Annotated in this window: 21 protein-coding genes; 15 read left to right on the top strand and 6 right to left on the bottom strand. The window is 71.2% G+C overall.

The window, feature by feature from the left end:
* Positions 1-55 precede the first annotated feature (55 nt).
* Positions 56-739 carry a response regulator gene (locus ACFWJW_RS31255; RefSeq protein WP_387247540.1) on the top strand — a complete coding sequence of 228 codons (684 nt, stop codon included), beginning with the start codon at positions 56-58 and terminating at the stop codon, positions 737-739.
* A gap of 48 nt (positions 740-787) precedes the next feature.
* Here ACFWJW_RS31255 and ACFWJW_RS31250 read toward each other — a convergent pair whose 3' ends face one another.
* Positions 788-1,903 (bottom strand): DUF5937 family protein, encoded by a 1,116-nt coding sequence (locus tag ACFWJW_RS31250; protein ID WP_387247539.1) that lies wholly within the window; start codon positions 1,901-1,903, stop codon positions 788-790.
* A gap of 100 nt (positions 1,904-2,003) precedes the next feature.
* Between ACFWJW_RS31250 and ACFWJW_RS31245 the strand changes: the two genes are divergently transcribed.
* Positions 2,004-2,270 (top strand): hypothetical protein, encoded by a 267-nt coding sequence (locus tag ACFWJW_RS31245; RefSeq protein WP_387247538.1) that lies wholly within the window; start codon positions 2,004-2,006, stop codon positions 2,268-2,270.
* Between the two features lie 191 nt (positions 2,271-2,461).
* On the opposite strand, the gene ACFWJW_RS31240 is transcribed toward ACFWJW_RS31245, so the two are convergent.
* Positions 2,462-3,616 (bottom strand): threonine aldolase family protein, encoded by a 1,155-nt coding sequence (locus ACFWJW_RS31240; protein WP_387247537.1) that lies wholly within the window; start codon positions 3,614-3,616, stop codon positions 2,462-2,464.
* Between the two features lie 444 nt (positions 3,617-4,060).
* On the opposite strand from ACFWJW_RS31240, the gene ACFWJW_RS31235 reads away from it, so the two are divergent.
* The 10 genes from ACFWJW_RS31235 (at position 4,061) to ACFWJW_RS31190 (ending at position 12,872) form a co-directional block, all read left to right on the top strand.
* Positions 4,061-5,053 (top strand): Rossmann-like and DUF2520 domain-containing protein, encoded by a 993-nt coding sequence (locus ACFWJW_RS31235; protein WP_387247536.1) that lies wholly within the window; start codon positions 4,061-4,063, stop codon positions 5,051-5,053.
* A gap of 110 nt (positions 5,054-5,163) precedes the next feature.
* On the top strand, positions 5,164-6,318 hold the full coding sequence (panC, locus tag ACFWJW_RS31230) for a pantoate--beta-alanine ligase (protein ID WP_387247558.1): 1,155 nt from the start codon (positions 5,164-5,166) through the stop codon (positions 6,316-6,318).
* A complete protein-coding gene (locus tag ACFWJW_RS31225; RefSeq protein ID WP_387247535.1) occupies positions 6,315-8,147 on the top strand; it encodes an L-aspartate oxidase in 1,833 nt (610 codons plus the stop codon). The genes panC and ACFWJW_RS31225 overlap by 4 nt, the downstream gene beginning before the upstream one ends.
* 71 nt (positions 8,148-8,218) lie before the next feature.
* Entirely contained in the window at positions 8,219-9,283 is a 1,065-nt protein-coding gene (nadC, locus tag ACFWJW_RS31220) for a carboxylating nicotinate-nucleotide diphosphorylase (protein WP_387247534.1), read from the top strand.
* Positions 9,284-9,383: 100 nt separating this feature from the next.
* Positions 9,384-10,181 (top strand): type III pantothenate kinase, encoded by a 798-nt coding sequence (locus tag ACFWJW_RS31215; RefSeq protein WP_042150267.1) that lies wholly within the window; start codon positions 9,384-9,386, stop codon positions 10,179-10,181.
* Positions 10,182-10,350: 169 nt separating this feature from the next.
* Positions 10,351-10,971, top strand: coding sequence for a hypothetical protein (locus ACFWJW_RS31210; RefSeq protein ID WP_387247557.1), 621 nt, complete (start codon positions 10,351-10,353; stop codon positions 10,969-10,971).
* 46 nt (positions 10,972-11,017) lie between these two features.
* Positions 11,018-11,197, top strand: a complete 180-nt coding sequence (locus ACFWJW_RS31205) for a hypothetical protein (protein WP_042150260.1) — start codon at positions 11,018-11,020, stop codon at positions 11,195-11,197.
* 172 nt (positions 11,198-11,369) lie between these two features.
* Positions 11,370-11,849, top strand: coding sequence for a BlaI/MecI/CopY family transcriptional regulator (locus ACFWJW_RS31200; RefSeq protein ID WP_387247556.1), 480 nt, complete (start codon positions 11,370-11,372; stop codon positions 11,847-11,849).
* Positions 11,850-11,858: 9 nt separating this feature from the next.
* Complete coding sequence (locus ACFWJW_RS31195; protein WP_085923352.1) at positions 11,859-12,377, top strand: amino-acid N-acetyltransferase; 519 nt, start codon at positions 11,859-11,861, stop codon at positions 12,375-12,377.
* A gap of 156 nt (positions 12,378-12,533) precedes the next feature.
* Positions 12,534-12,872: an Lsr2 family protein gene (locus ACFWJW_RS31190; protein WP_042150251.1), complete on the top strand. Its 339-nt coding sequence runs from the start codon at positions 12,534-12,536 to the stop codon at positions 12,870-12,872.
* Here the strand turns inward: ACFWJW_RS31190 and ACFWJW_RS31185 are convergent.
* Complete coding sequence (locus ACFWJW_RS31185) at positions 12,803-13,483, bottom strand: SCO3374 family protein (RefSeq protein WP_387247533.1); 681 nt, start codon at positions 13,481-13,483, stop codon at positions 12,803-12,805. The genes ACFWJW_RS31190 and ACFWJW_RS31185 overlap by 70 nt on opposite strands.
* 498 nt (positions 13,484-13,981) lie before the next feature.
* Here ACFWJW_RS31185 and ACFWJW_RS31180 point away from each other — a divergent pair, with 498 nt between their 5' ends.
* A complete protein-coding gene (locus tag ACFWJW_RS31180) occupies positions 13,982-16,507 on the top strand; it encodes an ATP-dependent Clp protease ATP-binding subunit (RefSeq protein WP_006604016.1) in 2,526 nt (841 codons plus the stop codon).
* Between the two features lie 211 nt (positions 16,508-16,718).
* Here the strand turns inward: ACFWJW_RS31180 and ACFWJW_RS31175 are convergent, their stop codons facing one another.
* Together ACFWJW_RS31175 and ACFWJW_RS31170 are read right to left on the bottom strand one after the other, a co-directional pair.
* Complete coding sequence (locus tag ACFWJW_RS31175; RefSeq protein WP_387247532.1) at positions 16,719-19,379, bottom strand: NACHT domain-containing protein; 2,661 nt, start codon at positions 19,377-19,379, stop codon at positions 16,719-16,721.
* Between the two features lie 58 nt (positions 19,380-19,437).
* Complete coding sequence (locus tag ACFWJW_RS31170; RefSeq protein WP_387247531.1) at positions 19,438-22,698, bottom strand: NACHT domain-containing protein; 3,261 nt, start codon at positions 22,696-22,698, stop codon at positions 19,438-19,440.
* A 719-nt stretch (positions 22,699-23,417) separates the two neighbouring features.
* Between ACFWJW_RS31170 and ACFWJW_RS31165 the strand changes: the two genes are divergently transcribed.
* On the top strand, positions 23,418-24,089 hold the full coding sequence (locus tag ACFWJW_RS31165; protein ID WP_387247530.1) for a M23 family metallopeptidase: 672 nt from the start codon (positions 23,418-23,420) through the stop codon (positions 24,087-24,089).
* Here the strand turns inward: ACFWJW_RS31165 and ACFWJW_RS31160 are convergent.
* Entirely contained in the window at positions 24,071-24,682 is a 612-nt protein-coding gene (locus ACFWJW_RS31160) for a TetR family transcriptional regulator (protein WP_387247529.1), read from the bottom strand. The two genes, ACFWJW_RS31165 and ACFWJW_RS31160, sit on opposite strands and share 19 nt — an antisense overlap.
* A 141-nt stretch (positions 24,683-24,823) precedes the next feature.
* Between ACFWJW_RS31160 and ACFWJW_RS31155 the strand changes: the two genes are divergently transcribed.
* Positions 24,824-26,467 carry an MDR family MFS transporter gene (locus tag ACFWJW_RS31155; protein ID WP_387247528.1) on the top strand — a complete coding sequence of 548 codons (1,644 nt, stop codon included), beginning with the start codon at positions 24,824-24,826 and terminating at the stop codon, positions 26,465-26,467.
* The last annotated feature ends 54 nt before the right edge of the window (positions 26,468-26,521 follow it).

The following is a 26,521-nucleotide window of genomic DNA, read 5'->3' as shown; positions in this document are numbered from 1 at the left end:
ACCCGCACCCACCCCGTACGCTCAGCCCCACTCCTGTCCGAAGGGACCCTTGCACATGACCATCCGCGTGATGCTCGTCGACGACCAGGTGCTGCTGCGCACCGGTTTCCGGATGGTGCTGGCCGCACAGCCCGACATGGAGGTCGTCGCGGAGGCGGGCAACGGTGTGGAGGCCCTGGAGGTGCTGCGCGGCACCCAGGCCGACGTGATCCTCATGGACGTCCGCATGCCGCATCTGGACGGGGTGGAGACCACCCGCCGGATCTGTGAGGGCGGGCAGAAGAAAGACGCCCCCAAGGTGCTCATCCTGACCACCTTCGACCTCGACGAGTACGCCTTCTCCGCGCTGAAGGCCGGGGCCAGCGGCTTCATGCTCAAGGATGTGCCGCCGAGTGAACTGCTCGCCGCGATCCGGGCGGTGGAGAGCGGCGACGCGGTCGTCGCGCCGTCCACCACCCGCCGGCTCCTCGACCGGTTCACGCCGATGCTGCCCGCCACCTCCGGCGAACCGTCCCGCCCCGAACTGGACCGGCTGACGGACCGCGAGCGGGAGGTACTGCTGCTGGTCGCCCAGGGCCTGTCGAACGGCGAGATCGCGGCGCGGCTGGTGCTCTCGGAGGCCACGGTCAAGACCCATGTGGGCCGCATCCTGACCAAGCTGAGCCTCCGCGACCGGGTCCAGGCGGTGGTCCTGGCCTATGAGACCGGGTTGGTCCGGGCGGGAGGGACGGGGGCTTAGGGGGCTGCCTGTGGGGGCCGCCTGTGGGGGCCGCTGGGCCCTTGGCTCTCAGCGGAGCACGCCTTCGAGGAAGTCGCTGCCCAGGCGGGCCACCACCTGGAGGTCCAGTTGGTGGAGCACATAGCGCCCGCGGCGCCGGGTCTGGATCAAGCCGGCCTTCTTCAGCGTCGCGATGTGCCGGGACACCTCCGGCGAGGTGATGCCGAACGCCTCCGCCAGCTCCCCCGTCGAATGCGGCCCGCGCGACAGCGTCCGGCACAGCTGCATCCGCATCGGGTGGCCCAGGGCCTCCAGCCGCTGCTGGACGAGTTCCAGGGCGGCCGGCGCAGGCAACTCCGGGCTCGCGACGGGGTACTGGAGCACCGGGCGCCAGCCCTGGGCATGGGCGAACACCAGATGCGGCCAGCCGAACGACGTCGGCAGGAAGGTGACGCCGGGATCCGCAGGGTCCGCGAACGCCGTCGTACGCCCCTGGGCGAGCTTGTCCAGGACGATGCGGGTGCTGCTGCCGCCGCCACCGTCCCGGGCGTCCTCCAGCCACAACGCCCGCGAGGTCGCGGACAGCGTCTCGGCCAGGCCCTTGCGGCGCAGCAACTCGGTCTTGTGCCGGGCATCGGCCGCCAGCTGGATGCCCACCCGTCGCCAGATGTCCCCGAAGAACGCCTCCTCGCAGTCCTCGAACAGCCGGCGCAGCCACACCCGCAGGCCGTCGGGGTCGGTGAGCATCCGGTCGGTGAAGGCCGCCTGCCGGGGGCCGCGCGCGGCGGCCATCTCCCGTATGCGCGCCCGCTCGCCCGCGTCGACCAGGGGCGACGGGGTGGGCTGGGTGTAGCGCGGCGAGCAGGTGATCTCGAACGCGGCGGCCACGAACCGCTCGTCGTCGATCTTGTCCAGCTCGTCCAGGTCCTCGGCCAGCGTCGCCCCGGGGCGGGCCGGCAGCAGGATGTCGGAACGGGAGGACCGCCACAGGATGTCCGCCTCGCACAGCCGGTCGGCGAGGTCGGTCTTCAGCGCCGCGTTGGTGGCGGTGACCCAGCCGTGCAGCCCGGGGTGGTGTCCCGGCTCGGACAGCGCATGCAGCGCGGCGCCCAGCTCCGCCAAGGGGGACGGGGTGAACACGACGCGCTCCGGCGGCAGCCCGGTGATGTCGATGACGTTGGCCATGCGCCCATCATGCGCGAGGCCCCCACCTGCGCGGACGCCGATTGACGGCTCTCGTCAATCGACGCGCCCCGAGCGGCCGGACCGCCGCACAGTGAGGCACATGAACGCCGGTCAGCAGCACCTCCTCGACCTCTACCGCGCCGCCCAGCGAGGCGAAGCCGCACCGCCCGCCCCGGGCACCCACACCGTCCGCACCGCCCGCGAGATCCGGCAGTGGCACCGCTTCCGAGCCGTCGTCACGGCCCCCGCCGGCCACCTGCCGTCCCGCATCCGCCGCGCCGTACGCTCAGCCGCCACGGCCCTGCTCCACCGGGAGGCCGGCGCCGCGGGTGCCCGGGACGGCGCACCCGCCCGCCTCGGCTCCTGAACGCCCCCTCTCGGCTCCTGGCCGCGCGCACTACCTCGTGACGACCCACCTCACCTCCTGGCCACGTGCCTCACCTCGTGATCACTCCCCAGCTCCTGACACCCCCTCATCTCCTGTCGACACGCCTTGCCTCGTGACGACCCGCCCCGGCTCCTGACGCCCCACCTCCCCGCCAGCCGTGCCCACCCACCTCAGCTCTCGCCAGGCCCGTTCACCTCACCCGCCTCGTGCCGTACGAAGTCCATGAACTCCCCGGTCGCCGACCTGATGTCCCCCTCCGCCCAGTCCAGGGCACCGGCGCCGACCGTGAGTTCCGTCATCGACACCCCCGGCGGGCCGGCCGGCCCCGCCTCGTCCCAGGGCCCGAACAGCGCTGTGCCGGTTTGCTCCGCCTGGCGCACGACGGCCTCGTTCAGCAGCTCGGGCGGGTGCGGCAGCCACACCTGGAACTGGTGGGTGTGCGGCACCGCGGGGTGCACCCGGAACCACGGCACACCGGCCGCGGCCAGGCCCTCGCCCAGCGCACGGGCCACCACCTTCGCGTGGGCCACGTACGCGGGCAGCCGCGGCAGCTCACGGTCCAGCCCGGCCAGGGCGGCCAGCGCGACCGGCCACTGCTGGAACAGCCGGCCGCCGTACCGGTGGCGCCAGGCCCGCGCCTCCTCGGCGAAGTCCTCGGTGCCCGCGAGCGCCGCGCCCGATATGCCGCCCAGCGACTTGTAGAAGGAGACGTACACACTGTCCGCGAGGGCCGCGATCTCCGGGAGCGGGCGGCCGAAGTGCGGGCCGCACTCCCACAGGCGCGCGCCGTCGAAGTGCACCACCGCCTCGCGGTCCCGCGCGGCCTCCACCGTCGCGGTCAGCTCGTCCCACGTCGGCAGCACGAATCCGGCGTCCCGCAGCGGGAGTTCGAGGGCGAGGGCCCCGAACGGCTCCGGCAGGTCGTAGATCTCCGCGGCGGTCGGGGGCCGCGGAGCGTGGGTCGGATGCACCATGCGCAGCCCGCTGACCACCGCCCAGGCATCGCCCTCGTGCACCTCCATGTGCGACAGCGGATGGCCGGCGACCGTCGCATTGCCCGTACGCCCCGCCCAGCAGCGCAGTGCCACCTGCTGGGCCATCGTGCCGGTCGGGAAGAAGACGGCGGCCTCGGTGCCCAGGGCGCCGGCGGTCCGGCGCTCCAGCTCGCCGATGATGCCGTCGTCGTTGCCGTAGAGATCCGTCCAGCAGTCCAGGTCGTAGGCGGCCGGGGCGTCGGCCACCAGGCGGTCCAGCCGCTCGCGGACCGTCTCCCTCCGCGCGCCGGCCGGCAGCACCCGCCGCGCGCCGCGGAACGCCGCACGCATCCGCTCCCGCCGCCCTACGCGAGCGCCACCCGCCCCGGCCGCCGCGGCACCGCGGGGCGTACCGACCCCGCCGGCCCCGCCGCCCTCCGAGCCCCCGCCTGACTCCTCCCGCGCCACGCCGCTCGCCGAACTCCCCGAGCCCTGCCGAGTCACCCCGCTCGAAGCCCCGCCCGAAGCTCCCCCCCGAGCCCCCGTCCGTGCCGCGTCCGCCTGCTTCCCTCATCCGCCTCACACCCCCCGGTCCTGCCCTCGCCCCGCGCCTTCGCGCGCCGTCGCATCGATGGTCGCCCAGCCCCGCGCGGCCCCGCGACCCCTGTGGATAACTCCCGGGCGAGACCCAGGTCTCACCTTCCGCACAGCTCTGAAGTCACCGGAAACACTCGCGTAGCATGGCGAGGAATCGTCCGGTACCCCCCGCGGACTGGAACGGAAGGCCATAGCCGCGTGAATGCACCCCCACCCCTCGAGGCCCAGGACCGACCCGCCCGGCTGACCGTCGGGGTCGTGGGCGCGGGCCGTGTCGGGCCCGCCCTGGCCGCCGCGCTTCAGCTCGCAGGTCATCGCCCGGTTGCCGTGTCGGGTGTGTCCGACGCCTCCGTACGCCGCGCCGCCGAGCTGCTGCCGGACGTTCCGCTGGTCCCCCCGGCCGAGGTCCTCGCCCGCGCCGACCTGGTCCTGCTGACCGTCCCCGACGACGCCCTGGCGGGCCTGGTGAGCGGCCTCGCCGAGACCGGTGCCGTACGGCCCGGCCAGCTGCTGGTGCACACCTCGGGGCGGTACGGAACGGGGGTCCTGGACCCGGCCACCCGGGCCGGCGCCCTGCCGCTCGCCCTGCACCCGGCCATGACGTTCACCGGCACCTCCGTGGACGTCCAGCGGCTGGCCGGCTGCTCGTTCGGGGTGACCTCGCCCGACGAGCTGCGGATGGCCGCCGAAGCGCTGGTCATCGAGATGGGCGGGGAGCCCGAGTGGATCGCGGAATCCGCCCGTCCGCTCTACCACGCGGCGCTGGCCATCGGCGCCAATCACCTGGTCACGCTCGTCGCCCAGTCCATGGAACTGCTCCACGAGGCCGGGGTGCAGGCCCCGGACCGGATGCTGGGACCGCTGCTCGGCGCCGCCCTGGACAACGCGCTCCGGTCCGGTGACGCGGCGCTCACCGGACCGGTCGCACGGGGCGACGCCGGCACCGTCGCCGCCCACATCGCCGAGCTGCGCCGGCACGCGCCGCAGAGCGTCGCCGGGTATCTCGCCATGGCCCGTACGACCGCGGACCGGGCGCTGGTCCACGGTCTGCTGAAGCCGGAGCTGGCCGAGGACCTGCTCGAAGTGCTCGCGGACTCCGGCGACGGCCCCGGCACCACCCCGGGCGCCCCCGACACCTCCGGCCCGGACCCCGACGCCCCCGGCCACGGCCCCGAGGGAGGCGACCGATGACCGCCTCGCCCCTGAGCCCGCCCCCCGAACCGGGCCCCCACCCGGACGCCACTCCGGCACCGGACACGTCCGTGCCCCAGGAGCCCGTGAACCAGGAGCCGGACCAGCCCATGGACGAGAGCCGCCCCACCCAGCCGGCCCGCCCCGCCCAGCCCGTGCGGCTCCTCCACACCGCCGCCGCCCTCCGCGAGCAGCCCCGGGGCAGCGGAGCCCGCGCCGTCGTCATGACCATGGGCGCGCTCCACGAGGGCCACGCCACCCTGATCCGCGCCGCCCGCCGCCGGGTCGGCCCGCAGGGCCAGGTCGTCGTCACGGTCTTCGTCAATCCGCTCCAGTTCGGGGCGGGCGAGGACCTGGACCGCTATCCGCGCACCCTGGACGACGACACCGAACTGGCGGCCGCCGCCGGCGCGGACGTCGTCTTCGCCCCGTCCGTCGACGAGGTCTACCCGGGCGGAGAACCGCAGATCCGGGTCGCCGCGGGCCCCATGGGCACCCTCTTGGAAGGCGCCAGCCGCCCCGGGCACTTCGACGGGGTGCTGACCGTCGTCGCCAAGCTGCTGCATCTGACCGCGCCGGACCTCGCCTTCTACGGGCAGAAGGACGCCCAGCAGCTCGCCGTCATCACCCGCATGGCCGCCGACCTCAACTTCCCCGTCGAGATCATCGGCGTCCCCACGGTGCGCGAGGAGGACGGCCTCGCCCTCTCCAGCCGCAACCGCTACCTCTCCGCCCCGGAGCGGCGCACCGCGCTCGCGCTGTCCGCCGCGCTGTTCGCGGCCCGCGACCGGCTCACCGCCGAGGAGGCGCTGCGCGCCCGCGCCGCCTCCACGGGCCACGCGGCACAGGACCGGGCCGCGGCGCTCGCCGCCCTCGGCGAGGACCGGGCCGCCGCCGACGCGCACGCCGTCGCCTACGCCGCCGCGGGACCCCCGCACGGCCCGTCCGTGGCCCGCGCCGCGGCCCGCGCCGTCCTGGACGACGCCGCCCGGCTGGAGCCGCCGCTCACCCTCGACTACCTGGCCCTGGTCGACCCCTCCGACTTCACCGAGATCCCGGACGACTACGAGGGCGAAGCCATCCTCGCGGTCGCCGCCAAGGTCGGCACCACCCGGCTGATCGACAACATCCGTCTCGACTTCGGAGCCGGGCGCTCCGGGCCGGCGCCCGCCCACCAGGACGGCACCCGCACGGACACCGCCCCTTCCGACGCACCCGCCACACCTCCCCCCACTCCCCAAGGCCCCCTCGGAGCGACCCGATGACCGGCACCGGAACAAGCACCGACCTCAGCCCCGCAGCAGGCACCGGCATACGCCTGACCGCCCCCGCCCCCGGCTGGTCCATCGCGGCGGATGTCGTCGTGGTGGGCTCCGGGGTGGCCGGGCTGACCGCCGCGCTGCGCTGCGCCGCGGCCGGCCGCCGGACCGTCGTCGTCACCAAGGCCCGTCTGGACGACGGCTCCACGCGCTGGGCACAGGGCGGGATCGCGGCCGCGCTCGGCGACGGCGACACCCCGGAGCAGCATCTGGCCGACACCCTCGTCGCGGGCGCCGGACTGTGCGACGAGAACGCGGTACGCACCCTGGTGACCGAAGGCCCGGACGCCGTCCACCGGCTGATCGGCACCGGAGCCCGCTTCGACACCGCACCGGGCAGCGACGAGATAGCGCTCACCCGGGAGGGCGGCCACCACCGCCGTCGTATCGCGCACGCCGGCGGCGACGCCACCGGGGCCGAGATCTCCCGGGCGCTGGTCGAGGCGGTCCGCACCGCCGGGCTGCGCATCATCGAGAACGCGCTGGTCCTCGACCTGCTCACGGACGCCGAGGGCCGTACGGCCGGTGTCACCCTGCACGTCATGGGGGAGGGCCAGCACGACGGGGTCGGGGCGGTACACGCCCCGGCGGTGGTGCTCGCCACCGGGGGCATGGGGCAGGTCTTCTCCGCGACCACCAACCCGGCGGTCTCCACCGGCGACGGGGTCGCCCTGGCGCTGCGGGCCGGCGCCGAGGTCTCCGACCTGGAATTCGTGCAATTCCACCCCACCGTCCTGTATTTGGGGCCGGAAGCGGAAGGCCAGCAGCCGCTGATCTCCGAGGCCGTACGGGGCGAGGGCGCCCACCTCGTCGACGCCGACGGCACCCGCTTCATGGTCGGCCGGCACGAACTCGCCGAGCTGGCCCCGCGCGACATCGTCGCCAAGGAGATCATGCGCCGGGCGCACGAACAGGGCGTCGAGCACATGTATTTGGACGGCCGGCACTTCGGCGCCCAGATGTGGGAGACCCGTTTCCCGACCATCCTCGCCGCCTGCCGCAGCCATGGCCTCGACCCGGTCACCGAGCCGATACCGGTCGCCCCGGCCGCGCACTACGCCTCCGGCGGCGTCCGCACCGATCTGCGCGGGCGCACCACCGTCCCCGGCCTCTACGCCTGCGGCGAGGTCGCCTGCACCGGCGTGCACGGCGCCAACCGGCTGGCCTCCAACTCCCTCCTGGAGGGCCTGGTGTTCGCGGAGCGGATCGCCGCGGACATCGCCGCGACCCCGGCCCCGCAGCCCGCGGCGAGCGGCGCGCCCGGCGCACCGGCGGACGGCGCACGCACCGCCCCGCAGACCGCCCCGTCCGCGCCCCGCACCACCCTTCCGCTGCTCGCCCCGGAGACCCGTACGGCCGTGCAGCGGATCATGGCCGCCGGTGCCGGTGTGCTGCGCAGCGCGGAGAGCCTCGCCCGTGCGGCCGCCGAACTGGACCGCCTCCAGCGGGAGGCGACCGTGGTGGGCGGCCCGTCGGGCCGTGGCGAACCGGCCGGTGCGGCCGCCACCGGGAGCGCCGCCGGCCGCGCCGACCGCAAGGCCCCCGAGCCCGGCGTCGATGCCTGGGAGGCCACCAACCTCCTGTGCGTGGCCCGGGTGCTGGTCGCCGCGGCGCAGCGCCGGGCGGAGACCCGCGGCTGCCATTGGCGCGAGGACCACCCGGACCGGGACGATGTCTCCTGGCGCCGCCATTTCCGCATCACCCTGGATGCGGACCGCGCGCTGACCCTGCATACGACGGAGACCGCCGAGTTCCCGCCGACGGCCACCTCGTAGCCACCGATCCCACCGCCCGCCAAGACACACCGCACCGCACACCCCACCTCCCCAAATACGGAGCGCACCCCGTGAGCAGCACCCCCGACGACCTCCCCCTCCTCCAGATCGGCGGGCCCACCGGCGGCGCCTCCGCCGGTGGCTGCGGCGATGCCTGCGGCTGCGGCGGCGACGACGGCTCGTTCGACCTCGACCCGCTGAGCTGCGGTCTCGACCCCGACCTGGCCGCGCTCCTGGTGGCCGCCGGTCTCGACCCCGTCCAGGTCGAGGACGTCGCCCATCTCGCCCTTGAGGAGGACCTCGACCAGGGCGTGGACGTCACGACCGTGGCGACCGTCCCCGAGGACGCCGTCGCCACCGGCGACTTCACCGCCCGCGAGGCCGGTACGGTCGCCGGTCTGCGGATCGCCGAGGCGGTGCTGTCCCTCGTTTGCACCGAGGAGTTCGCGGTCGAGCGGCACGTCGAGGACGGCGACCGGGTCGCGGCCGGCACCAAGCTGCTGAGCGTCACCACCCGCACCCGCGACCTGCTCACCGCCGAGCGCAGCGCGCTCAACCTGCTGTGCCTGCTGTCCGGCATCGCGACCGCGACCCGGGCCTGGGCGGACGTCCTGGAAGGGACGAAGGCCAGGGTCCGCGACACCCGTAAGACGACGCCGGGGCTGCGCGCCATGGAGAAGTTCGCGGTGCGCTGTGGTGGCGGCGTCAACCACCGGATGTCGCTGTCCGACGCGGCGCTGATCAAGGACAACCACGTGGTCGCGGCGGGCGGCATCGCCGAGGCGTTCACGGCCGTACGGACCGAGTTCCCCGGGGTGCCGATCGAGGTGGAGGTCGACCGGATCGACCAGATCCCGCCGATCCTCGCCGAAGGTGCCGACCTGATCCTGCTGGACAACTTCACCCCCGAGCAGACCCGGGAGGCCGTGGCCCTGGTCGCCGGCCGGGCGATGCTGGAGTCGTCGGGCCGGCTGACCCTCGACAACGCCCGCGCCTACGCCGAGACCGGCGTCGACTACCTCGCGGTGGGCGCGCTCACCCACTCCTCCCCGATCCTCGACATCGGCCTCGACCTGCGCGAGGACGACGGCGAGGGCGAGCGGGGCGCAGCCGACGATGTGCGTGAGGACCGCTGACCGCCATGCTCCTGACCATCGACGTGGGCCCACCCGTCGCCCCACCCACCACCCCAGGCGAGCCCTTCGTGCGTGACATGAACCGGAGGCGGTGCGGAGCATGCTCCTGACCATCGACGTGGGAAACACCCATACGGTTCTCGGCCTGTTCGACGGCGAGGAGATCGTCGAGCACTGGCGGATCTCCACCGACGCCCGGCGCACCGCCGATGAGCTCGCCGTCCTCCTCCAGGGCCTGATGGGGATGCACCCGCTGCTCGGCGACGACCTGGGCGACGGCATCGAGGGCATCTCCATCTGCTCCACGGTGCCCTCCGTCCTCCACGAGCTGCGCGAGGTCACCCGCCGCTACTACGGCGACGTGCCGGCCGTCCTGGTGGAGCCGGGCGTCAAGACGGGCGTGCCGATCCTCATGGACAACCCCAAGGAGGTCGGCGCCGACCGCATCATCAACGCCCTGGCGGCCGTCGAGCTCTACGGCGGTCCCGCGGTGGTCGTCGACTTCGGTACGGCCACCACCTTCGACGCGGTCAGTGCGCGCGGCGAGTACGTCGGCGGCGTGATCGCCCCGGGCATCGAGATCTCGGTGGACGCGCTGGGCGTCAAGGGCGCCCAGCTCCGCAAGATCGAACTGGCCCGGCCGCGCAGCGTCATCGGCAAGAACACCGTGGAGGCCATGCAGTCCGGCATCCTCTACGGGTTCGCGGGCCAGGTCGACGGGGTGGTCCAGCGCATGGCGCGGGAGCTGGCCGACGACCCGGACGACGTGACCGTGATCGCCACCGGCGGACTGGCGCCGATGGTGCTCGGTGAGTCGTCGGAGATCGACGAGCACGAGCCGTGGCTCACCCTGATCGGTCTGCGGCTCGTCTACGAGCGGAATATCGCCCGCTCCTAGGGAACGCCGCCGCTCCTAGCGGAAACCGCCCGGTCCGCGGACGTCATTCCCGCGCCGGATGATCGGTGGTGCGGCTCGCGGCCGCGCCACCGTTCACGAATTAAGCGGCTTTTGTCGGAATTGGTCGTAAAGTCGCCACATGCCAATGCCAAACGGAACCCGCGGCGGCATGGCGTTCAGCGCCGATGAGTTGCGTGTGCTCCGTCGCGCCCTCGCCCATGCCCTGAAGACGACGTCCCCGTCCGCCCCGCTCGGCGCCCTCGGGCCCGAGTGGTCCCAGGACATCCAGGAATACCTCCGGCTGGCCGAGGCGGTCGACGAGGCGGTCCGCGAAGGCGGCCGGCTGCGCGCCTTCCTCCTCGCCGACCTCGCCCGCTACCGCGAAGCCCTGCCCGGCTCGGCCACCGGATATCTCGCGCAGCTCAAGGAGGCGCTGGCAGTGGGCCATGTCCCCGGCCCCGACGATCTCGCCGCCCTCCGCTCGCTGCCGGGCTCCGGCGGAACGGCCGAGTGCGAGCGCCGCAGCGCCCTGCTGCGCCACTGCGAGCAGCTCGCCGAACAATCCGTACGGACCCGGCTGCGCGCGCTGCCAGGCGGCCGCTCGGCGACCCGTGGCGGGCGGGAACCGGAGCCCGGGCGGGAGCCGAAGCCGGAGCCGGAGCGCAAACCGGAGCCCGCACCGGCGCCGCGCCCCAAGGGACCGCAGCGCGACCGGCCGATCCCCACACCGGGCGAGGTGTTCCCGCCCCGCCGCAAGCCCGCCCCGCCCCCCGAGAGCCGCACCGCCTGAGCGCTGCGTACTCTGGAATCTCACGCCCCAAAGGAGGCCAAACGCCATGGATTACGTCGCAGCGCTGCTCCCGCCCGTAGTGATGGCCGTGGCCTTCACCGCCCTGATCGTGACGATCATCAAGAGCCAGGGCGGAGAGAACAAGGCCAAGGAGGACGCCGCGGTGGACGCCGCCCTGGCGCGCGCCGAATCCGCTGGTCAGGAGCCCACGGCGCACGGCGCCTGAGCCGCCCGCCGCCCTTTCGGCGGCCCGCGCGCACCGTACGACCCGGGATTGACCGTCCCGGGTCGTACATCCTTTTTCCGGCCCAAACGCAACGAGATCAACGGGCATTCGCGACATCTCCCACTATTGTTCTTGTGTGCCGAGACGCTTGGGTGATCTGGAAGACGCGGTCATGACGCGGGTCTGGGAGTGGAACCGCCCGGTCACCGTTCGAGAGGTCCTGGAAGACCTACAGAAGGAACGGTCCATCGCCTACACCACGGTCATGACCGTATTGGACAACCTTCACCAGAAGGGCTGGGTGCGCCGCGAAGCAGAAGGCCGCGCCTATCGATATGAGGCGGTCTCCACTCGCGCCGCCTACGCGGCCGCACTGATGAACGAGGCATGGTCCGCCAGCGACAACCCCGCGGCCGCTCTTGTCGCCTTCTTCGGCATGATGTCGCCGGAACAGCGGCAGGCCCTGCGCGACGCCGTACGGATGGTCCAAGTCGACGAACCGGCGGAAGACGCGGAACAACCGCCACAAGAGACGGAAGAGAGCACGCCGGCGGAAGAACCCGCGGCAGAAGCGGCACCACAAGGGGCCGATGAAGCCGGGCCCGCCGAAGGGGATGAACCCGGGGCCGGCGCCCCCGGCAAGGGGCGATAGCGTCCCGGCATGCCTCCGCATTCAAAAGGGCTCACCGTCCGCCGGGCCAGGACCAGCGATGTACCGGCCGTACGCCGCCTCATCGACTCCTACTCACGCGACGGCATCCTGCTCGACAAAGCCACCGTCACGCTTTACGAGGACATCCAGGAGTTCTGGGTGGCCGAGCGGGACGAAGACGCCGAGGTCGTCGGCTGCGGAGCACTCCACGTCATGTGGGAAGACCTGGCGGAGGTCCGCACCCTGGCCGTGGATCCGCGGCTGAAGGGGTCCGGAGTCGGCCACCAAGTCCTCGACAAGCTGGTGCGCACCGCGAGCTGGCTCGGAGTGCGGCGCATTTTCTGTCTCACCTTCGAAGTCGACTTCTTCACCAAGCACGGCTTCGTGGAGATCGGCGAAGCTCCGGTAGACGGTGATGTCTACAGTGAGCTGCTGCGTTCCTATGACGAGGGCGTTGCGGAGTTCCTGGGCCTCGAACGAGTGAAGCCCAACACCCTGGGTAACAGTCGGATGCTTCTGCACCTGTGATGAGTGTTCTATGTCCGAATCGCTCCCCTATCTCATGGCTACGGAAGCATGCGTTCCCCGGTCTGCGGGCAAGTGAACCCTACCCAAGGGTTTGTGTTTTTCCCGGAAAAGCGGTTTGCTTTCCGTCGTAATCCGCATTCGATGAAAGGGAAACCGGTGGCACAGAAGGTTCAGGTTCTTCTTGTCGACGACCTCAACGGTGGCGAGGCGGACGAGACGGTGACGTTCGCTCTCGACGGCAAGTCCTACGAGATCGACCTCTCCGACAGCAACGCCCAGAAGCTGCGCGACTCCCTCGCCGACTTCGTGAAGGCGGGTCGCCGTACCGGTGGCCGCGCTTCTTCGGGTCGTGGCAAGTCGCGTGGCGCGGCCTCCGGCGGCAGCCAGGACACCGCGAAGATCCGCGCCTGGGCCAAGGAGAACGGCTACAACGTCAATGACCGTGGCCGTGTCCCCGCCGACATTCGCGAGGCATTCGAGAAGGCCAACGGCTGATCGCCGTACGCGCGGTCCGATTGGGCATTACCAGCACGCATCAACCGGGCACGGTGGCACTCCGTCGCCGCCGCGCTCACGAGTCGTACGAGGTCGGGGACGCCCCTGTCGTCCCCGTTTCCCGCCCCGAACCCCGTGGTGGGCAGGGAATTCTCCGCTTCGTACCCGGGCCGGGGAGGTCGCACCCATCGCGCGGCCTCCCGGGAACCGAATCCGTATGACGGTGCTGCGCCAGTGGGGAACGCCGGCGCGGGCATCCGGTCTCCGGTCCCACGCGCCGTGAGATCGGGGACAAGCGCACCCCACTCCAGCCATTCCAGGATTCCCGGGAGTTCCTCGGCGCCGCCGGCCGCGATGAGCATGAGCAATTTCGGCCGATCCCCGGGGTGATTCCCGTCGCATCCGGCCCGAACGAGCGCCACCGGGCCGGTGTGCGGCAATCGCCGGAGTACGGCACTTCCCGCCCCGGCCGGCATCTCCAGCGCATCGAAGCGCCGCCCCGTCAGCAGCTCCACCGGCTCCGTTCCGGTGGTCGGCCAGCCCAGCTCCTCCTCGTACCACCGGCGAACGGCGGCGAGGGGGCTGCGGGGGCGCGGAAGCACGCGGGCCATGCCCGGTGCAACTCCCGAAAACCCAGGAAGTTACGCTGGGTAGAGGCGCGGATACGCACTGTGCCAGGGGGAGGGGCGCGGAGGGGTACTCGATGGCGTGCGGGTGTTCGCCCGTAGCGGATGGAAGCGGCCCGCGCCGCATGGAGTGTCAGTGGCAGCGGGTAAGACAGTCTCAGTGGGAAGAGACGCTGTGACCGGCGCCCGAGGCGTTCCGCCCCGGCCGAAGACCGACGGCGGACGGCGTGTCGGTGACGGGCGCGTTCGCCACGGGCGTAGTGGCAGAGGGCGTATATGCCTGGCCTGCGGGAACATCGTCTCGCACCATCGAGTTGGAGCAGATGTCAGCTGTTCGGCAGTAAATTTCCCCGCCGGAGCGGGGGTGATCCGGACGGGTGTCGGCAGTTGGAATGAGCTGTCCCGCCCCGCGGGACTAGCATGCGGAAGGACAGGGAGGGGACCGACCCCTAACTGCCTGACCGCTCTGAGGAGCGATTAACGATGTTCGAGAGGTTCACCGACCGCGCGCGGCGGGTTGTCGTCCTGGCTCAGGAAGAAGCCCGGATGCTCAACCACAACTACATCGGCACCGAGCACATCCTCCTGGGCCTGATCCATGAGGGTGAGGGTGTCGCCGCTAAGGCCCTGGAGAGCCTCGGGATTTCGCTCGAGGCGGTCCGCCAGCAGGTGGAGGAGATCATCGGGCAGGGCCAGCAGGCTCCGTCCGGGCACATTCCCTTCACCCCCCGTGCCAAGAAGGTCCTGGAGCTGTCGCTCCGCGAGGCCCTCCAGCTCGGCCACAACTACATCGGTACGGAGCACATCCTGCTCGGCCTGATCCGCGAGGGCGAGGGCGTCGCCGCCCAGGTCCTGGTGAAGCTGGGCGCCGATCTGAACCGGGTGCGGCAGCAGGTCATCCAGCTGCTCTCCGGCTACCAGGGCAAGGAAGCCGCCACCGCCGGCGGCCCCGCCGAGGGCACGCCCTCGACCTCCCTCGTCCTGGACCAGTTCGGCCGCAACCTGACGCAGGCCGCTCGCGAGACCAAGCTCGACCCGGTCATCGGGCGCGAGAAGGAAATCGAGCGGGTCATGCAGGTCCTGTCCCGCCGTACCAAGAACAACCCGGTCCTCATCGGCGAGCCCGGCGTCGGCAAGACGGCGGTCGTCGAGGGCCTGGCGCAGGCCATCGTCAAGGGCGAGGTGCCCGAGACCCTCAAGGACAAGCACCTCTACACCCTCGACCTCGGTGCCCTGGTCGCCGGCTCCCGCTACCGGGGTGACTTCGAGGAGCGCCTGAAGAAGGTGCTCAAGGAGATCCGCACCCGCGGCGACATCATCCTGTTCATCGACGAGCTCCACACCCTCGTGGGTGCGGGCGCCGCCGAGGGCGCGATCGACGCCGCCAGCATCCTCAAGCCCATGCTGGCGCGAGGCGAGCTCCAGACCATCGGTGCCACGACGCTCGACGAGTACCGCAAGCACCTGGAGAAGGACGCGGCCCTGGAGCGCCGCTTCCAGCCCATCCAGGTCGCGGAGCCGTCGCTGCCGCACACCATCGAGATCCTCAAGGGCCTGCGGGACCGCTACGAGGCGCACCACCGCGTCTCCATCACGGACTCCGCCCTGGTCGCCGCCGCCACCCTGGCCGACCGCTACATCTCCGACCGCTTCCTGCCGGACAAGGCGATCGACCTGATCGACGAGGCCGGCTCCCGGATGCGTATCCGCCGGATGACCGCGCCGCCGGACCTGCGCGAATTCGACGAGAAGATCGCCGATGTGCGCCGGGAGAAGGAGTCCGCGATCGACTCGCAGGACTTCGAGATGGCCGCGGGCCTGCGCGACAAGGAGAAGCAGCTCCTGGCCGCCAAGGCGAAGCGGGAGAAGGAGTGGAAGGCCGGCGACATGGACGTCGTCGCCGAGGTGGACGAGGAACTGATCGCCGAGGTCCTGGCGACGGCCACCGGCATCCCGGTCTTCAAGCTCACCGAGGAGGAGTCCTCCCGGCTGCTGCGGATGGAAGACGAGCTGCACAAGCGCGTCATCGGCCAGAAGGACGCCATCAAGGCGCTCTCCCAGGCCATCCGCCGTACCCGTGCCGGCCTGAAGGACCCCAAGCGTCCCGGTGGCTCGTTCATCTTCGCCGGCCCGTCCGGTGTCGGTAAGACCGAGCTGTCCAAGACGCTGGCGGAGTTCCTCTTCGGCGACGAGGACGCGCTGATCTCCCTCGACATGTCGGAGTTCAGCGAGAAGCACACGGTCTCGCGGCTGTTCGGTTCGCCTCCCGGCTACGTCGGCTACGAAGAGGGCGGCCAGCTCACCGAGAAGGTGCGCCGCAAGCCGTTCTCCGTCGTGCTCTTCGACGAGGTCGAGAAGGCCCACCCGGACATCTTCAACTCGCTGCTCCAGATCCTGGAGGACGGTCGTCTGACCGACTCCCAGGGCCGGGTCGTGGACTTCAAGAACACGGTCATCATCATGACGACCAACCTCGGCACCCGGGACATCTCCAAGGGCTTCAACCTCGGCTTCGCGGCCCAGGGCGACACCAAGTCCAGCTACGAGCGGATGAAGAACAAGGTCAACGAAGAGCTCAAGCAGCACTTCCGCCCCGAGTTCCTCAACCGTGTCGACGACACCGTCGTCTTCCACCAGCTGACCGAGGACGACATCATCCAGATCGTCGACCTCATGATCGCCAAGGTGGACGAGCGGCTCAAGGACCGCGACATGGGCATCGAGCTCAGCGGCGAGGCCAAGTCGCTGCTGGCCAAGCGCGGGTACGACCCGGTGCTCGGCGCCCGTCCGCTGCGCCGCACGATCCAGCGCGAGATCGAGGACGCCCTCTCGGAGAAGATCCTCTTCAGCGAGCTGCGTCCGGGCCACATCGTGGTCGTCGATGTCGAGGGAGAGGGTGAGACCGCCAAGTTCACCTTCCGCGGCGAGGAGAAGTCGGCGCTGCCCGACGCCCCGCCGATCGAGTCCGCGACCGGCGGTTCGGGTCCGAACCTCAGCAAGGACGCCTGAGCGGCACCGCACCACCCGCGGATAACCGCCTGAGGCACTGCCCCGGAATCGTTTCTTACGGTTCCGGGGCAGTGCTGTTCCGTAGGGGAGTCCGCTCTTTCCCGCCCCGTTCTTTAGGCGCCGGAAATACAGCACATATTCGCCAGGGGCCATTTTCGGTCATTCGTGCACAGCCGCCATACGGCCCAGCAGCGCGTACGCCGGCCGCACGCTACATCTGCACGACGCGAATGCCCTCGGGAACACCGGTCACCGGCGGAATACGACGGCCGATCCGAAGCGTGTCCAGCCGCGGAAAAGCAGCCAGCCACTCCATGGAAACGCCCAGGTCATAGGCGAGCCACAGCCGCGTCAGCCCCTCGGCCGGGGCGATGCCCGCCACCAGCTGGTCCGGTGTGAACGGCCCGGCGATCCGCAGATGCGGGCGGCCGCCCAGCCGGCGCAGCGTCTGCAGCTCCTCCAGGTCGGCGACCGGGAAATACAGCTCGGCCGGTTCGAGGTGGGCGATGATCTCGCGGGCGTAGCGCGCGGTGTCATGGCGCCGCCAGGCCCCGGCGAGCTGCGCCCGTACGTCGTGATGCGCCCGGTCACGCAGCCCCGTCAGATAGTCGATCGCCCTGTCGTCGGCGATCGAGGTGGCGGTGATCGCGAGCAGATACGCCTCATGATCGGAGACCTGGGTGGGATCGGGCAGCATCTCCAGCACGATCGGCCCGATCCAGCCCAGCGCACGGGCCGCGGCCGGGGTGCTCGGCCGCACCATGTCACGGGTGAAGCGCTGCACCCGCGCCCGCACCGCCGGATCCAGCTCCGTGGCGTGCTCCAGGCAGGCCGCCGCGAGCAGCTTGCGGTGCCGGGCCTCGGAGGCGCGTACGCCGGGGTGCGGGGCGAGCAGACCGTCCAGGAGCGCCGCGCACTCATCGGGGCGGGCCAGCGCCACCGCCATCCGCACCACGTCCTCCCAGTCGTCGTGGTGGGCATGGTCCAGCAGCAGCCCGAAATCGTGCCGCTGCACGGCCGCGCGGGCCGCCAGATAGTCCTGGAAGGTCCGGTGCACGAAGTCGACGGTGCCGGGGGTGGGCTCGCGCAGCAGCCCGGTGCGGTTGAGCAGATGCCGGAAGACGTCCTCGGGGCCGCCCTGCCGGGCCGCGACCGGTATCGACGGCAGATACCGGGCGAGGGTGTCGACCGCGGTCGTCCGGTCCATTTCCGAACGGCCGTTGACCAGCATCCAGTGGGCGAGCTTCTGAAGCAGCTGGATCTTGGGCTGCCGGGTCAGCTCCACCCCGTCGGTGGCGACCATGGCCCGCTCCCGGTCCCGGCGCTCCAGCAGCATCGACAGCGCCGCGTCATACAGCTCTTTCCGGCCATGCGGAAGATAGCCCCGGCGGTCACGGTGCAGGGCACACAGCAGCCCGCACATCAGCGGATTGGTCGCCAGCCGCCCCAGATCGCGGGTGATCCGTACGGCATTGAGCAGCGTGCGCTCGTACTGGCCGAGCCGGTCGAGATCGGCCGGACACCGCTGCGCCGCGGCCCGGTGCCAGCGCTGAATGAACGCGGCGACGTCCTCGCGGCCCATCGGCGCCAGCGACAGCTCGCTGAACCCCTCACCGGCGAGCCAGTTGCCGGGGACCGCGGACGGCCGGGACGTGACGATCCAGACGTTCTCCGGATAGCGCGCGGTCCACTCGGCGAGCTTGCGGCGCACCTGCTCGCGCTCGCTCTCCGGGGCCTCGTCGATCCCGTCGATCAGCAGCAGCGCGCGCCCCGCGTCGAGCACCCGCTCCGTCCAGCCAGCCGGCGCCGCCCCGGCGTCCCGGTGGCCGACGGCGCTCAGGAACGTGCCGGGGGAGGGCAGGCCCTCCCGGGCGAAGCGGCGTACCGGCAGCAGGAACGGCACCCGGCCGCGCAGCCCCGCCAGCGCCTCGGGCAGCTCGTCCCGGGCGGTGGCGACGGCCAGCCACTGAAGCAGGGTCGTCTTGCCCGACCCGGCCACCCCGCGGACCAGGACCTGCCCGCGCCCGGACAGCGCCTGCTCCGCGGGAAGCGGCGGGTCGTCCTGCCCGGCGGCGTCCGGCGAGCCCTCGGCCTCCGGAGGACCGGGCTCGCACTGGAGCCCCAGATAGGCGGCGTCCAGCGGCCAGCTGTCCGGGGAGTGCGTCAGATCGATCCCGAAGATCGTCAGATGGTTGTGGAGGGCGGCGGTGTCCTGGGCGTAGCGGGCTTCGAAGGCGGCGTCTTGGGAGGTGGGGGCGGGGTCGGTGGCTAACGGGGCGGCGTCAGGGACGGTGTCGGTGGTGGGGGAGGCTCCTGCGGTACGGGACGGCTGCGCGGCGGTGGAGAAGGCGGCGCGCTGCCTGTGGATCAGCTCGGTGAGGGTGCGGGTCTGCTCCACGAGCGTCCGGGCGACAAAGGGCGACCGCTGGGTGAAGCGGTGCAGCAGGTGCAGGGCGGCGACGTCCAGCAGCAGGCCGTGCAGCCGGGCGCCGTCATGCGTCAGCTGCCGGGTGACGCCGGGCACCGTCCCGCAGAGGCGCCGGGCGAACTCGGCCGGGAGGAGGCGGGCGGCATCGAGGTCGTCCATCTCGATCTCGGCGAGCGCGCGCAGAGTGCGGGCCAGGGCGGTGGCGACGGCTTCGTTCTCGGCGTCCGTCCGGCCGGCCGACGCCCGCTCGACGAGGGCCGCGGCGATGCCGTGCAGCTCCTCCTCGCTCAGCGTCGGCTTCTCGCCGGTGAAGGACAGCAGCCGGGAGATCCGCACGGGCCGGTCGACCGGCTCGGCGACCGCCCCGTCCGGGGCGAAGAGCTTGCGGATCAGCGGATCGACGACCTGGGGAGTGAGGCGGGCAACGATGTTCGTGGGATCCATGGGTTCCCCGTAACTGCGGTGCTGAATATGGGGGTTGAGGGGCGCGCTGCCGGCCAGCCTATGCGCGGGGGCGGGGGTAGTGGGTGAGTTTGATGTGCGGGGGGAGGGCGTGGCCGGGTTCCGGGCGGAGGTAGGAGAGATGGATCTCCTGGAGTTCCGGCAGTACTGCTGCGGGGGAGAGATCGATGAAGCCAGCGATGACGCCGTAGAGCTGGAGTTTGCGGACACCGGGGAAAGCTGGGAGGGCGGCGCGCAGCAGGCGGCTCATTTCGGACAGGGGAAGGTGTGCCGCGTTGAGCAGGCTGAGCGTTTTCACCTGCGGAATCCGAAGTCCGGCCGGCAGGTGCAGGGGTCCCCCTTCCCTCGCCAGGCCGAACGAGAAATCCTCCAGCTCGCTCAGCGAGGCCAGCGCACCCCATTGATCCTCGCCGAAGTCATCGCTGAGACGCGGAAGTTGGATGCCGCGCAAATGGGGCCAGCGGGTGATGCCGGTGAATTCGGCGCCGACGGATCGGCTGAGGGTCATGTGATTCAACGGGGCATCCACGGGGAGCGCCGCCAAGCCCTCCGGGGGGAGCGTGCAGTGGAGCAGCAGGGTGCGGGGGTGGCGCAGCCGGCGAAGCCCGTGCGGAATCGGGATGTCTTTCTGGGGCGGCCCGGAGACGCTCAAGGTGTGGAGGCGAAGGTCCGTGATCGGGGCGACGCTTTCGACCGCCGGGCAGTCCCAGAGTGACAGCCACTCCAGTGCGGGGAATTCGCGGAGGAAGGTGAGGTCGGCGATCTCCGGGTTCTCCGTGATCGACAGACTTTCGATCAGGTCGAGCGGCAGCGCGCCGAGGAGTTCGGCAGCCGTGAAGGAGCCGCTCACCGAGACACGTGCCCGGCCGAGTGTCCGGAGTGCGTGCAGTTCGGCGGTGGATGTCGCGGTGACGGTCACCTTGGCATCGAGGTGCCGGATGACCTCCCGGGCATAGGTTTCGGTATCGAATTGCTGCCATGACAGGGCGAGTTGATGCTGAGTGCCCGTCGCCGGGTGATTCCGGAAGCGCTTCATGACTTCCAGCGCCGCGTCCGACCCGATGAGCGCCGCGGTCGCCACCACCTCCTGCGCCTCGTCCTCCGCCAGCGCCTCGTCGTTCGCCGGCCCCTCCGGACCGGGCAGCAGCTCCAGTACCAGCGGCCCCACCCCGAAGAGCGATCGCGACTCCTCACGGCTGCGCGGCGGCAGAAACGCCCGCGCGCGCTCGTTCACCTTGTCCCGTACTTGCGGATCGATCTCCGTCGCATGTTCCAAACAGGCCATGGCCAGCAGGTCGACCCGCAACCGGGCGAGGGGGCCATCGATACCGTCCGCGCGCGTCATCAGCCCCCGCAGGATCTCCGCCCGCTCCCGCGGCCTGGCATGCGCCACCGCCATCCGGATCACGTCCTCCCACTGGGAGTCCTCCGCATGCGCCACCAGCAGTCCGAAGTCACCGTCCTCCACGGCCGCCTTGGCGCCCAGGTAGTCCTGGAACGTCCGGTGGACGAAGTCGACCGAGCCGGGGGCCGGTTCGCGCAGCAGACCGCTGCGCAGCAGCAGATGGCGGAAAATCGCCATTGCATCACCTTGCTCCGCCGCGGCGGGCACGGACGGCAGGGCTTCGCCGAGGATGCGTTCGGCGCGCTCCCGGTCGAGTTCGTTGCGCCCGTTGCGGATCAGCCAGTAGGCCAGCCGCTGGAGCAGTTGGATCTGCGGCCCGTCGCTCAGCTCGATGCCCGTGGGGGCGGCCATATCGCGTTCCCGGTCGCGGCGGGAGAGCAGCATGCCGAGCGCCGCGTCGTACAGCTCCTTGCGGCCGGTGGGCAGATAGCCGCGGCGGTCCCGGTGCAGGGCGCAGATCAGGCCGCACATGAGGGGGTTGGTGGCGAGCCGGGCGAGGTCCTGTTTGGTGTGGACGGCGGCCAGGAGGGACTGCTCAAGGGCGTCGAGGAGTGCGGGGTCGTCGGCGTCGCAGCGGGCCGCGGCGTGCCAGCGGCCGATGAAGGCGGCGACCTCGGTGCGGCTCATGGCGGACAGCGTCAGCTCGCCGAAGCCGTCCGCGGCGAGCCAGTCGTCGCGTACGGCGGAGGGGCGGGAGGTGACCAGCCACAGGTTGTCCGGGAAGGCGTCGAGGAGATCGCGCAGCCAGTGGCGGGTCAGCTCGCGCTCGCGCTCGGGGATCTCGTCCAGGCCGTCGATCAGCAGCAGCGCCCGCCCGGAGGCCAGCACGCGGTCCGCCCAGCCCTCGGGCTGCGAGCCGGACACCGGGCAGCCGACGGACGCCAGGAAGCGGTCGGGGGTGGGCAGTGGCGCCCCGTCGCGGGTGAGGGTGCGCAGCGGGAGGACGAACGGGATCCGGCCGTAGAGGTGGGGGAGGGCCGTGTCGCCGGGGGCCTTGGCGCAGGAGACGGCCAGCCACTGGACGAGGGTGCTCTTGCCGGAGCCGGCGACGCCGCGCAGCAGCACCCGGTCGCGGCCGGCCAGGGCCTGGTCGGCGGGCACGGGGACCGGGACCGGCGGCGCGCCTCCGGGGCCGCCCACCCCGTCGAAGGGGCCGACGGCGGTCACCTCGCGGGCGTCCGGGGCCGTCGCCTCCAGGCTCATATACGCGGCATCCAGCGGCCACCGGTCGGGGGAGTGGGCCAGATCGATGCCGTAGATGGTCAGCCGGCCGTGCTTACGGGCGATGTACGCGAGGTAGTCGCGCTCGAAGGCGGCGTCCGCGGCGCGCGGGGACGGATGCCGCTCCAGGAACTCGTCGATGAGCGCGATCAGGCCGTCCAGGCTCCTGCTCTGCTGGACCAGGGTGCGGGCCACGAAGGCCGACCGCTGGGTGAAGAAGTGCACGATGTGCAGGCAGGCGGTGCCGAGCAGGGTGGCGTGCAGCAGCTCGGCGTCCCGGGAGAGCCCGCGGACGGCGTGCGGGCTCGCCGCCTCCAGACGTTCGGCGAGGGCGGTGGGCCCCAGGCGGACGGCCTGTACGTCGTCCATGTCGAGGTCGCCCAGTCCGCGCAGCGTGGTGGCCAGGGCCTCGGCCACCGCCCCGTCCTCGTCCGCGGCCAGGGGGCGCTCGCCGGGCCCGGCGTTCCGTACGGCCCGGTCCACCAGCTCCGCCGCGATTTTGCGCAGGTCCTCGTCGGACAGGGTCCGCCGTTCGCCCTGGAAGCTGACCAGCCCGGAGATCCGGACCGGCTTCGTCACCAGGCCGGCGCCCGGCCCTTCCTTGACGAAGAGCTTCCTGACGAGCGGTGCGACCACGCCGGAGGCGAGTCGGACACCCACTGCTGACGGGTCCATCGTGCGGTCCGCCCTCCCCCGTGGCCGGTGCTGTCGTCGGGCCAGGCTAGAGCGGGGGCCGGGGCGGCGGGTGGTGATCGGCCAGGTGCGCGCGCGGGCGGCCCGCTGTGGCCGCGGTCACGGATTCTGGGCCGCCATTACCGCCCAATTCGGACATTTGGCGGCCTCGGGTAACCCGGGTCACAAAGGTCGGGTAACCCGGGTCACAAATACCGGGTAATGCGGGTCACAAAGGCCGGGTAAGCCACGTCACAAATGCTCGGTTTGCCTGCGCTACGAGGCCCCGGAGCCTCGCGCCGGGCGTCCGGAAGGGGTGAAAAAAGGGGTTGGATCTTGGTTATCGGTGACATGGCACACAGGCGTTTTTGGGCCTACTAAAAGCATTAGGGGAATGGGGCTGCCGGGGCGCGGGGGTTTTCCGGGCCGGGCGAGGGGCTGGGGGCGGGCGGTCGGCGCGGGGGAGGTGGCGCCCGTGCGGCGCATGGGGAAACGGCCTGCTCAAGGGGCGTGTGGCAGGTCCGGACAGCATGGCAAGATGTCCGAATTAGGGGGTTTCGTGCAGAGCTTCGACGGGCGCGCAAGGGCCTCCGTCACCCGGCCTTTCGTACGGGCCGGGTTAGTAGAAAGGCCCCTTGGCGGGGCGGCGAATGCGGGTTACCAAGGAATGGCAATCCCGGTCCGCAGCTGGGAAGCCAACCAATTCACGGAGGAAAACCCGCATGTCGAAGTTCACCGCTCTCCGCAATTCGAAGAAGTCCGCGCTGCGCAATCGCGTCGCCGTTGTCGCCGCCGGTGTCGGCGTTACCGCCGCCCTGGGCGCCGGTATTGCCACCGCCGCCGACGCGGGCCTTCAGAACCTCACCTCGGGTGTCGGCTCGGCCGTCTCCGCGCAGGCCGACGCACAGGTCAAGTCCGCCGCCGACGCCAAGGCCGCCGCGGCCAAGGCCAAGAAGGACGCGGCCAAGAAGGCCGACTCCTGGGTCAAGCCGGTCGACAAGTACACCCTGGGCTCGACCTTCGGTCTGGCCGGCAGCCACTGGTCGCACAACCACAGTGGTCAGGACTTCGTCGTGCCGACCGGTACCCCGGTCAAGTCCGTCCACAAGGGCACCGTCGTCAAGGCCGGCCCCTACGGCGGCGGCGACGGCCCGGCGTACGGCAACGCCATCGTGATCAAGCATGACAACGGCATGTACACCCAGTACGCGCACCTGTCACAGATCGGCGTGAACGTCGGCCAGCAGGTCGGCACCGGCGACAAGATCGGCCTGTCCGGGAGCACCGGTAACTCCACCGGCCCCCACCTGCACTTCGAGGTCCGCACCGGTCCTGACTACGGGACGGGCATCGAGCCGACCGGATTCCTGCGGGCTCACGGCGATGCCGTCTGAGCTGAATCCGGCCGGGCTGGCCGGCGGTTCGGCGGGTTTGCCGCCGTGACCAGTTCTGTGGCGACCTCGAGGATGGCCTTGCGCTTCTCCTCGGGGTCGCCCTCCAGGTTCTGCATCGCGAACATGCCCGCGTGCATGGAGAACAGCGCGGTGATGCAGCGCACCTGATCCGCCAGCTCCGACTCGGGCTCCCTGAGCAGCCCGAAGAGGGTCAGCATGCGCGATTTGAAGCTCTCGCCGATGCTCAGATCGCGCACCGCGGCCTGGTTCTCCTGCATGAAGCGGAAGAGGGGCTCGGCCGAGCGCAGCGACTCGCTGTAGCGGCGGATCAGCTCCTGCTTCGTCTCCAGGGTCCGCGGCTGCCCCTCGGCCCAGGCGATCAGCTCGTCGATGGGCCGGCCCAGGTCCTGGAACAGGCCGATGACGATGTCTTCCTTGGTCTTGAAGTGGTAGTACAGCGCGGCCTTGGTGACCTCGAGCTTCTCCGCGATCTCCCGTAGCGACGTCTTGTCATAGCCCTGTTCGGAGAACAGCTCCAGAGCGACGTCCTGGATGCGCTGGCGGGTGTTTCCCCTGCGCGCCTGTGTGCTCATGGTGCTCTCCCGCGTCGTCGGTACTGGTCAGAGGGCTGCCCCGTGGGGCGTCAGAGAAACTTACTTGACGCCCGGCTAGTTAGTCGCCTACCTTCCTCACCGTACTGAACTAGCCGGGCGGCAAGTAAGTGGGAGTGAGTGATGGGGAAGTCGCGCCAAGCGACCCCGACGGGGGACGGACAGACCTCGGCCGTACAGGCCAGACCGGACACGGCGCCGGGCAAGGGACAGGGAAAACAGCCGGCCAGCGTGCGGATGGTGCTCTTCGCGCTGATGATCGCGATGCTGCTCGCGATGCTGGACAACATGATCGTCGGCACCGCGATGCCGACCATCGTCGGTGAACTGGGCGGACTGGAACATCTGTCCTGGGTGGTCACCGCGTACACGCTCGCGACCGCGGCCTCGACCCCGATCTGGGGCAAGCTCGGCGACATGTACGGACGCAAGGGCGTCTTCCTCACCTCCATCGTGATCTTCCTGATCGGCTCCGCGCTCTCCGGCATGGCGCAGGACATGGGGCAGCTGATCGGCTTCCGCGCCGTCCAGGGCCTGGGCGCCGGCGGTCTGATGGTCGGCGTCATGGCGATCATCGGAGATCTGATTCCGCCGCGGGAGCGCGGCAAGTACCAGGGCATGATGGCCGGCGTCATGGCCGTCGCCATGATCGGCGGACCGCTCGTCGGCGGCACCATCACCGACCACCTGGGCTGGCGCTGGAGCTTCTACATCAACCTGCCGCTCGGCGCGATCGCCCTGATCATGGTCACCGCGGTGCTGCACCTGCCCAAGAAGCGCTCGCAGACCCGCATCGACTACATAGGCGCCGCGCTGCTCACCGTCGGCATCACCTCGCTGGTCCTGATCACCACCTGGGGCGGCACCGAATACGCCTGGCTGTCGAGCCAGATCATCGGCCTCGGCGTCCTCGGCGTGATCGCGCTCGCCCTCTTCGTGGTCGTCGAGCGCAAGGTCAGCGAGCCGGTGCTGCCGCTGCACATCTTCCGCAACGGCAACTTCTCGCTCGTCACGCTCATCGGCTTCCTGGTCGGCTTCGTGATGTTCGGCTCGATGACGTTCCTGCCGCTGTTCCAGCAGACCGTGCAGGGCGCCTCGGCCACCAACTCCGGTCTGCTCCTGCTGCCGATGCTGCTGGCCATGATGGCGGTCTCGCTGTTCGCCGGCCGGGTCACCACCAAGACCGGCAAGTACAAGATCTTCGTCGTGGTCGGCGGCGGGCTGATCACCGCCGGCCTGATCCTGCTGTCCCTGATGGACACCGACACCACCCGCTTCACCTCGGGCGTCTACATGGCGGTGCTCGGCGCCGGTATGGGCTTCCTCATGCAGACCACGATGCTGATCGCGCAGAACAGCGTCGAGATGAAGGACATGGGCGTCGGCTCGTCCTCGGCCACTCTCTTCCGTACGATCGGCGGCTCCTTCGGCGTCGCCATCCTCGGCGCGATCTTCACCCACCAGGTGCAGGCCACGATGGTCGAACGGATCGGCAAGGCCGGCGAGAAGATGACCAGCGGCGGCGCCCAGATGGACCCGAAGGGCCTGGCCCAGCTCCCGCCGATGATCAAGGACGCCTACTCCCACGCGGTCGCCACCGGCACCCACCACGTCTTCCTGTGGGCCGCGCTGATCAGCATCGCCGGCTTCGCCGCCGCCTGGTTCCTCAAGGAAGTCCCCCTCCGCGGCGCCCCGACCACCCCGCCCGAGAGCACGCAGCAAAACGACGCTCCCAAGGACCGAATAGCAGTCCCTGAGTCCGTCTGAGAGTCCGTCTGAGCAAAAGGCCGGTGGGGGGGGCGGGGTGACCGTCCCCCCCCC

Origin of the sequence: Streptomyces sp. NPDC127097, from assembly GCF_042724075.1 — a bacterium.
GTDB lineage: Bacteria > Actinomycetota > Actinomycetes > Streptomycetales > Streptomycetaceae > Streptomyces.
This window is presented reverse-complemented; position numbering and strand designations above follow the sequence as displayed.

Bases quoted from the DNA above. Each gene is read 5' to 3' on its own strand.
- ACFWJW_RS31180 (WP_006604016.1), top strand. From the start codon at position 13,982: ATGTTCGAGAGGTTCACCGACCGCGCGCGGCGGGTTGTCGTCCTGGCT.
- ACFWJW_RS31185 (WP_387247533.1), bottom strand. From the start codon at position 13,483: ATGGCCCGCGTGCTTCCGCGCCCCCGCAGCCCCCTCGCCGCCGTTCGC.
- ACFWJW_RS31205 (WP_042150260.1), top strand. From the start codon at position 11,018: ATGGATTACGTCGCAGCGCTGCTCCCGCCCGTAGTGATGGCCGTGGCC.
- ACFWJW_RS31160 (WP_387247529.1), bottom strand. From the start codon at position 24,682: ATGAGCACACAGGCGCGCAGGGGAAACACCCGCCAGCGCATCCAGGAC.
- ACFWJW_RS31245 (WP_387247538.1), top strand. From the start codon at position 2,004: ATGAACGCCGGTCAGCAGCACCTCCTCGACCTCTACCGCGCCGCCCAG.
- ACFWJW_RS31165 (WP_387247530.1), top strand. From the start codon at position 23,418: ATGTCGAAGTTCACCGCTCTCCGCAATTCGAAGAAGTCCGCGCTGCGC.
- ACFWJW_RS31175 (WP_387247532.1), bottom strand. From the start codon at position 19,379: ATGGATCCCACGAACATCGTTGCCCGCCTCACTCCCCAGGTCGTCGAT.
- ACFWJW_RS31170 (WP_387247531.1), bottom strand. From the start codon at position 22,698: ATGGACCCGTCAGCAGTGGGTGTCCGACTCGCCTCCGGCGTGGTCGCA.
- ACFWJW_RS31250 (WP_387247539.1), bottom strand. From the start codon at position 1,903: ATGGCCAACGTCATCGACATCACCGGGCTGCCGCCGGAGCGCGTCGTG.
- ACFWJW_RS31240 (WP_387247537.1), bottom strand. From the start codon at position 3,616: ATGCGTGCGGCGTTCCGCGGCGCGCGGCGGGTGCTGCCGGCCGGCGCG.
- ACFWJW_RS31210 (WP_387247557.1), top strand. From the start codon at position 10,351: ATGGCGTTCAGCGCCGATGAGTTGCGTGTGCTCCGTCGCGCCCTCGCC.
- ACFWJW_RS31155 (WP_387247528.1), top strand. From the start codon at position 24,824: ATGGGGAAGTCGCGCCAAGCGACCCCGACGGGGGACGGACAGACCTCG.
- ACFWJW_RS31255 (WP_387247540.1), top strand. From the start codon at position 56: ATGACCATCCGCGTGATGCTCGTCGACGACCAGGTGCTGCTGCGCACC.
- ACFWJW_RS31225 (WP_387247535.1), top strand. From the start codon at position 6,315: ATGACCGGCACCGGAACAAGCACCGACCTCAGCCCCGCAGCAGGCACC.
- ACFWJW_RS31195 (WP_085923352.1), top strand. From the start codon at position 11,859: ATGCCTCCGCATTCAAAAGGGCTCACCGTCCGCCGGGCCAGGACCAGC.
- panC (WP_387247558.1), top strand. From the start codon at position 5,164: ATGGACGAGAGCCGCCCCACCCAGCCGGCCCGCCCCGCCCAGCCCGTG.
- ACFWJW_RS31215 (WP_042150267.1), top strand. From the start codon at position 9,384: ATGCTCCTGACCATCGACGTGGGAAACACCCATACGGTTCTCGGCCTG.
- ACFWJW_RS31200 (WP_387247556.1), top strand. From the start codon at position 11,370: ATGACGCGGGTCTGGGAGTGGAACCGCCCGGTCACCGTTCGAGAGGTC.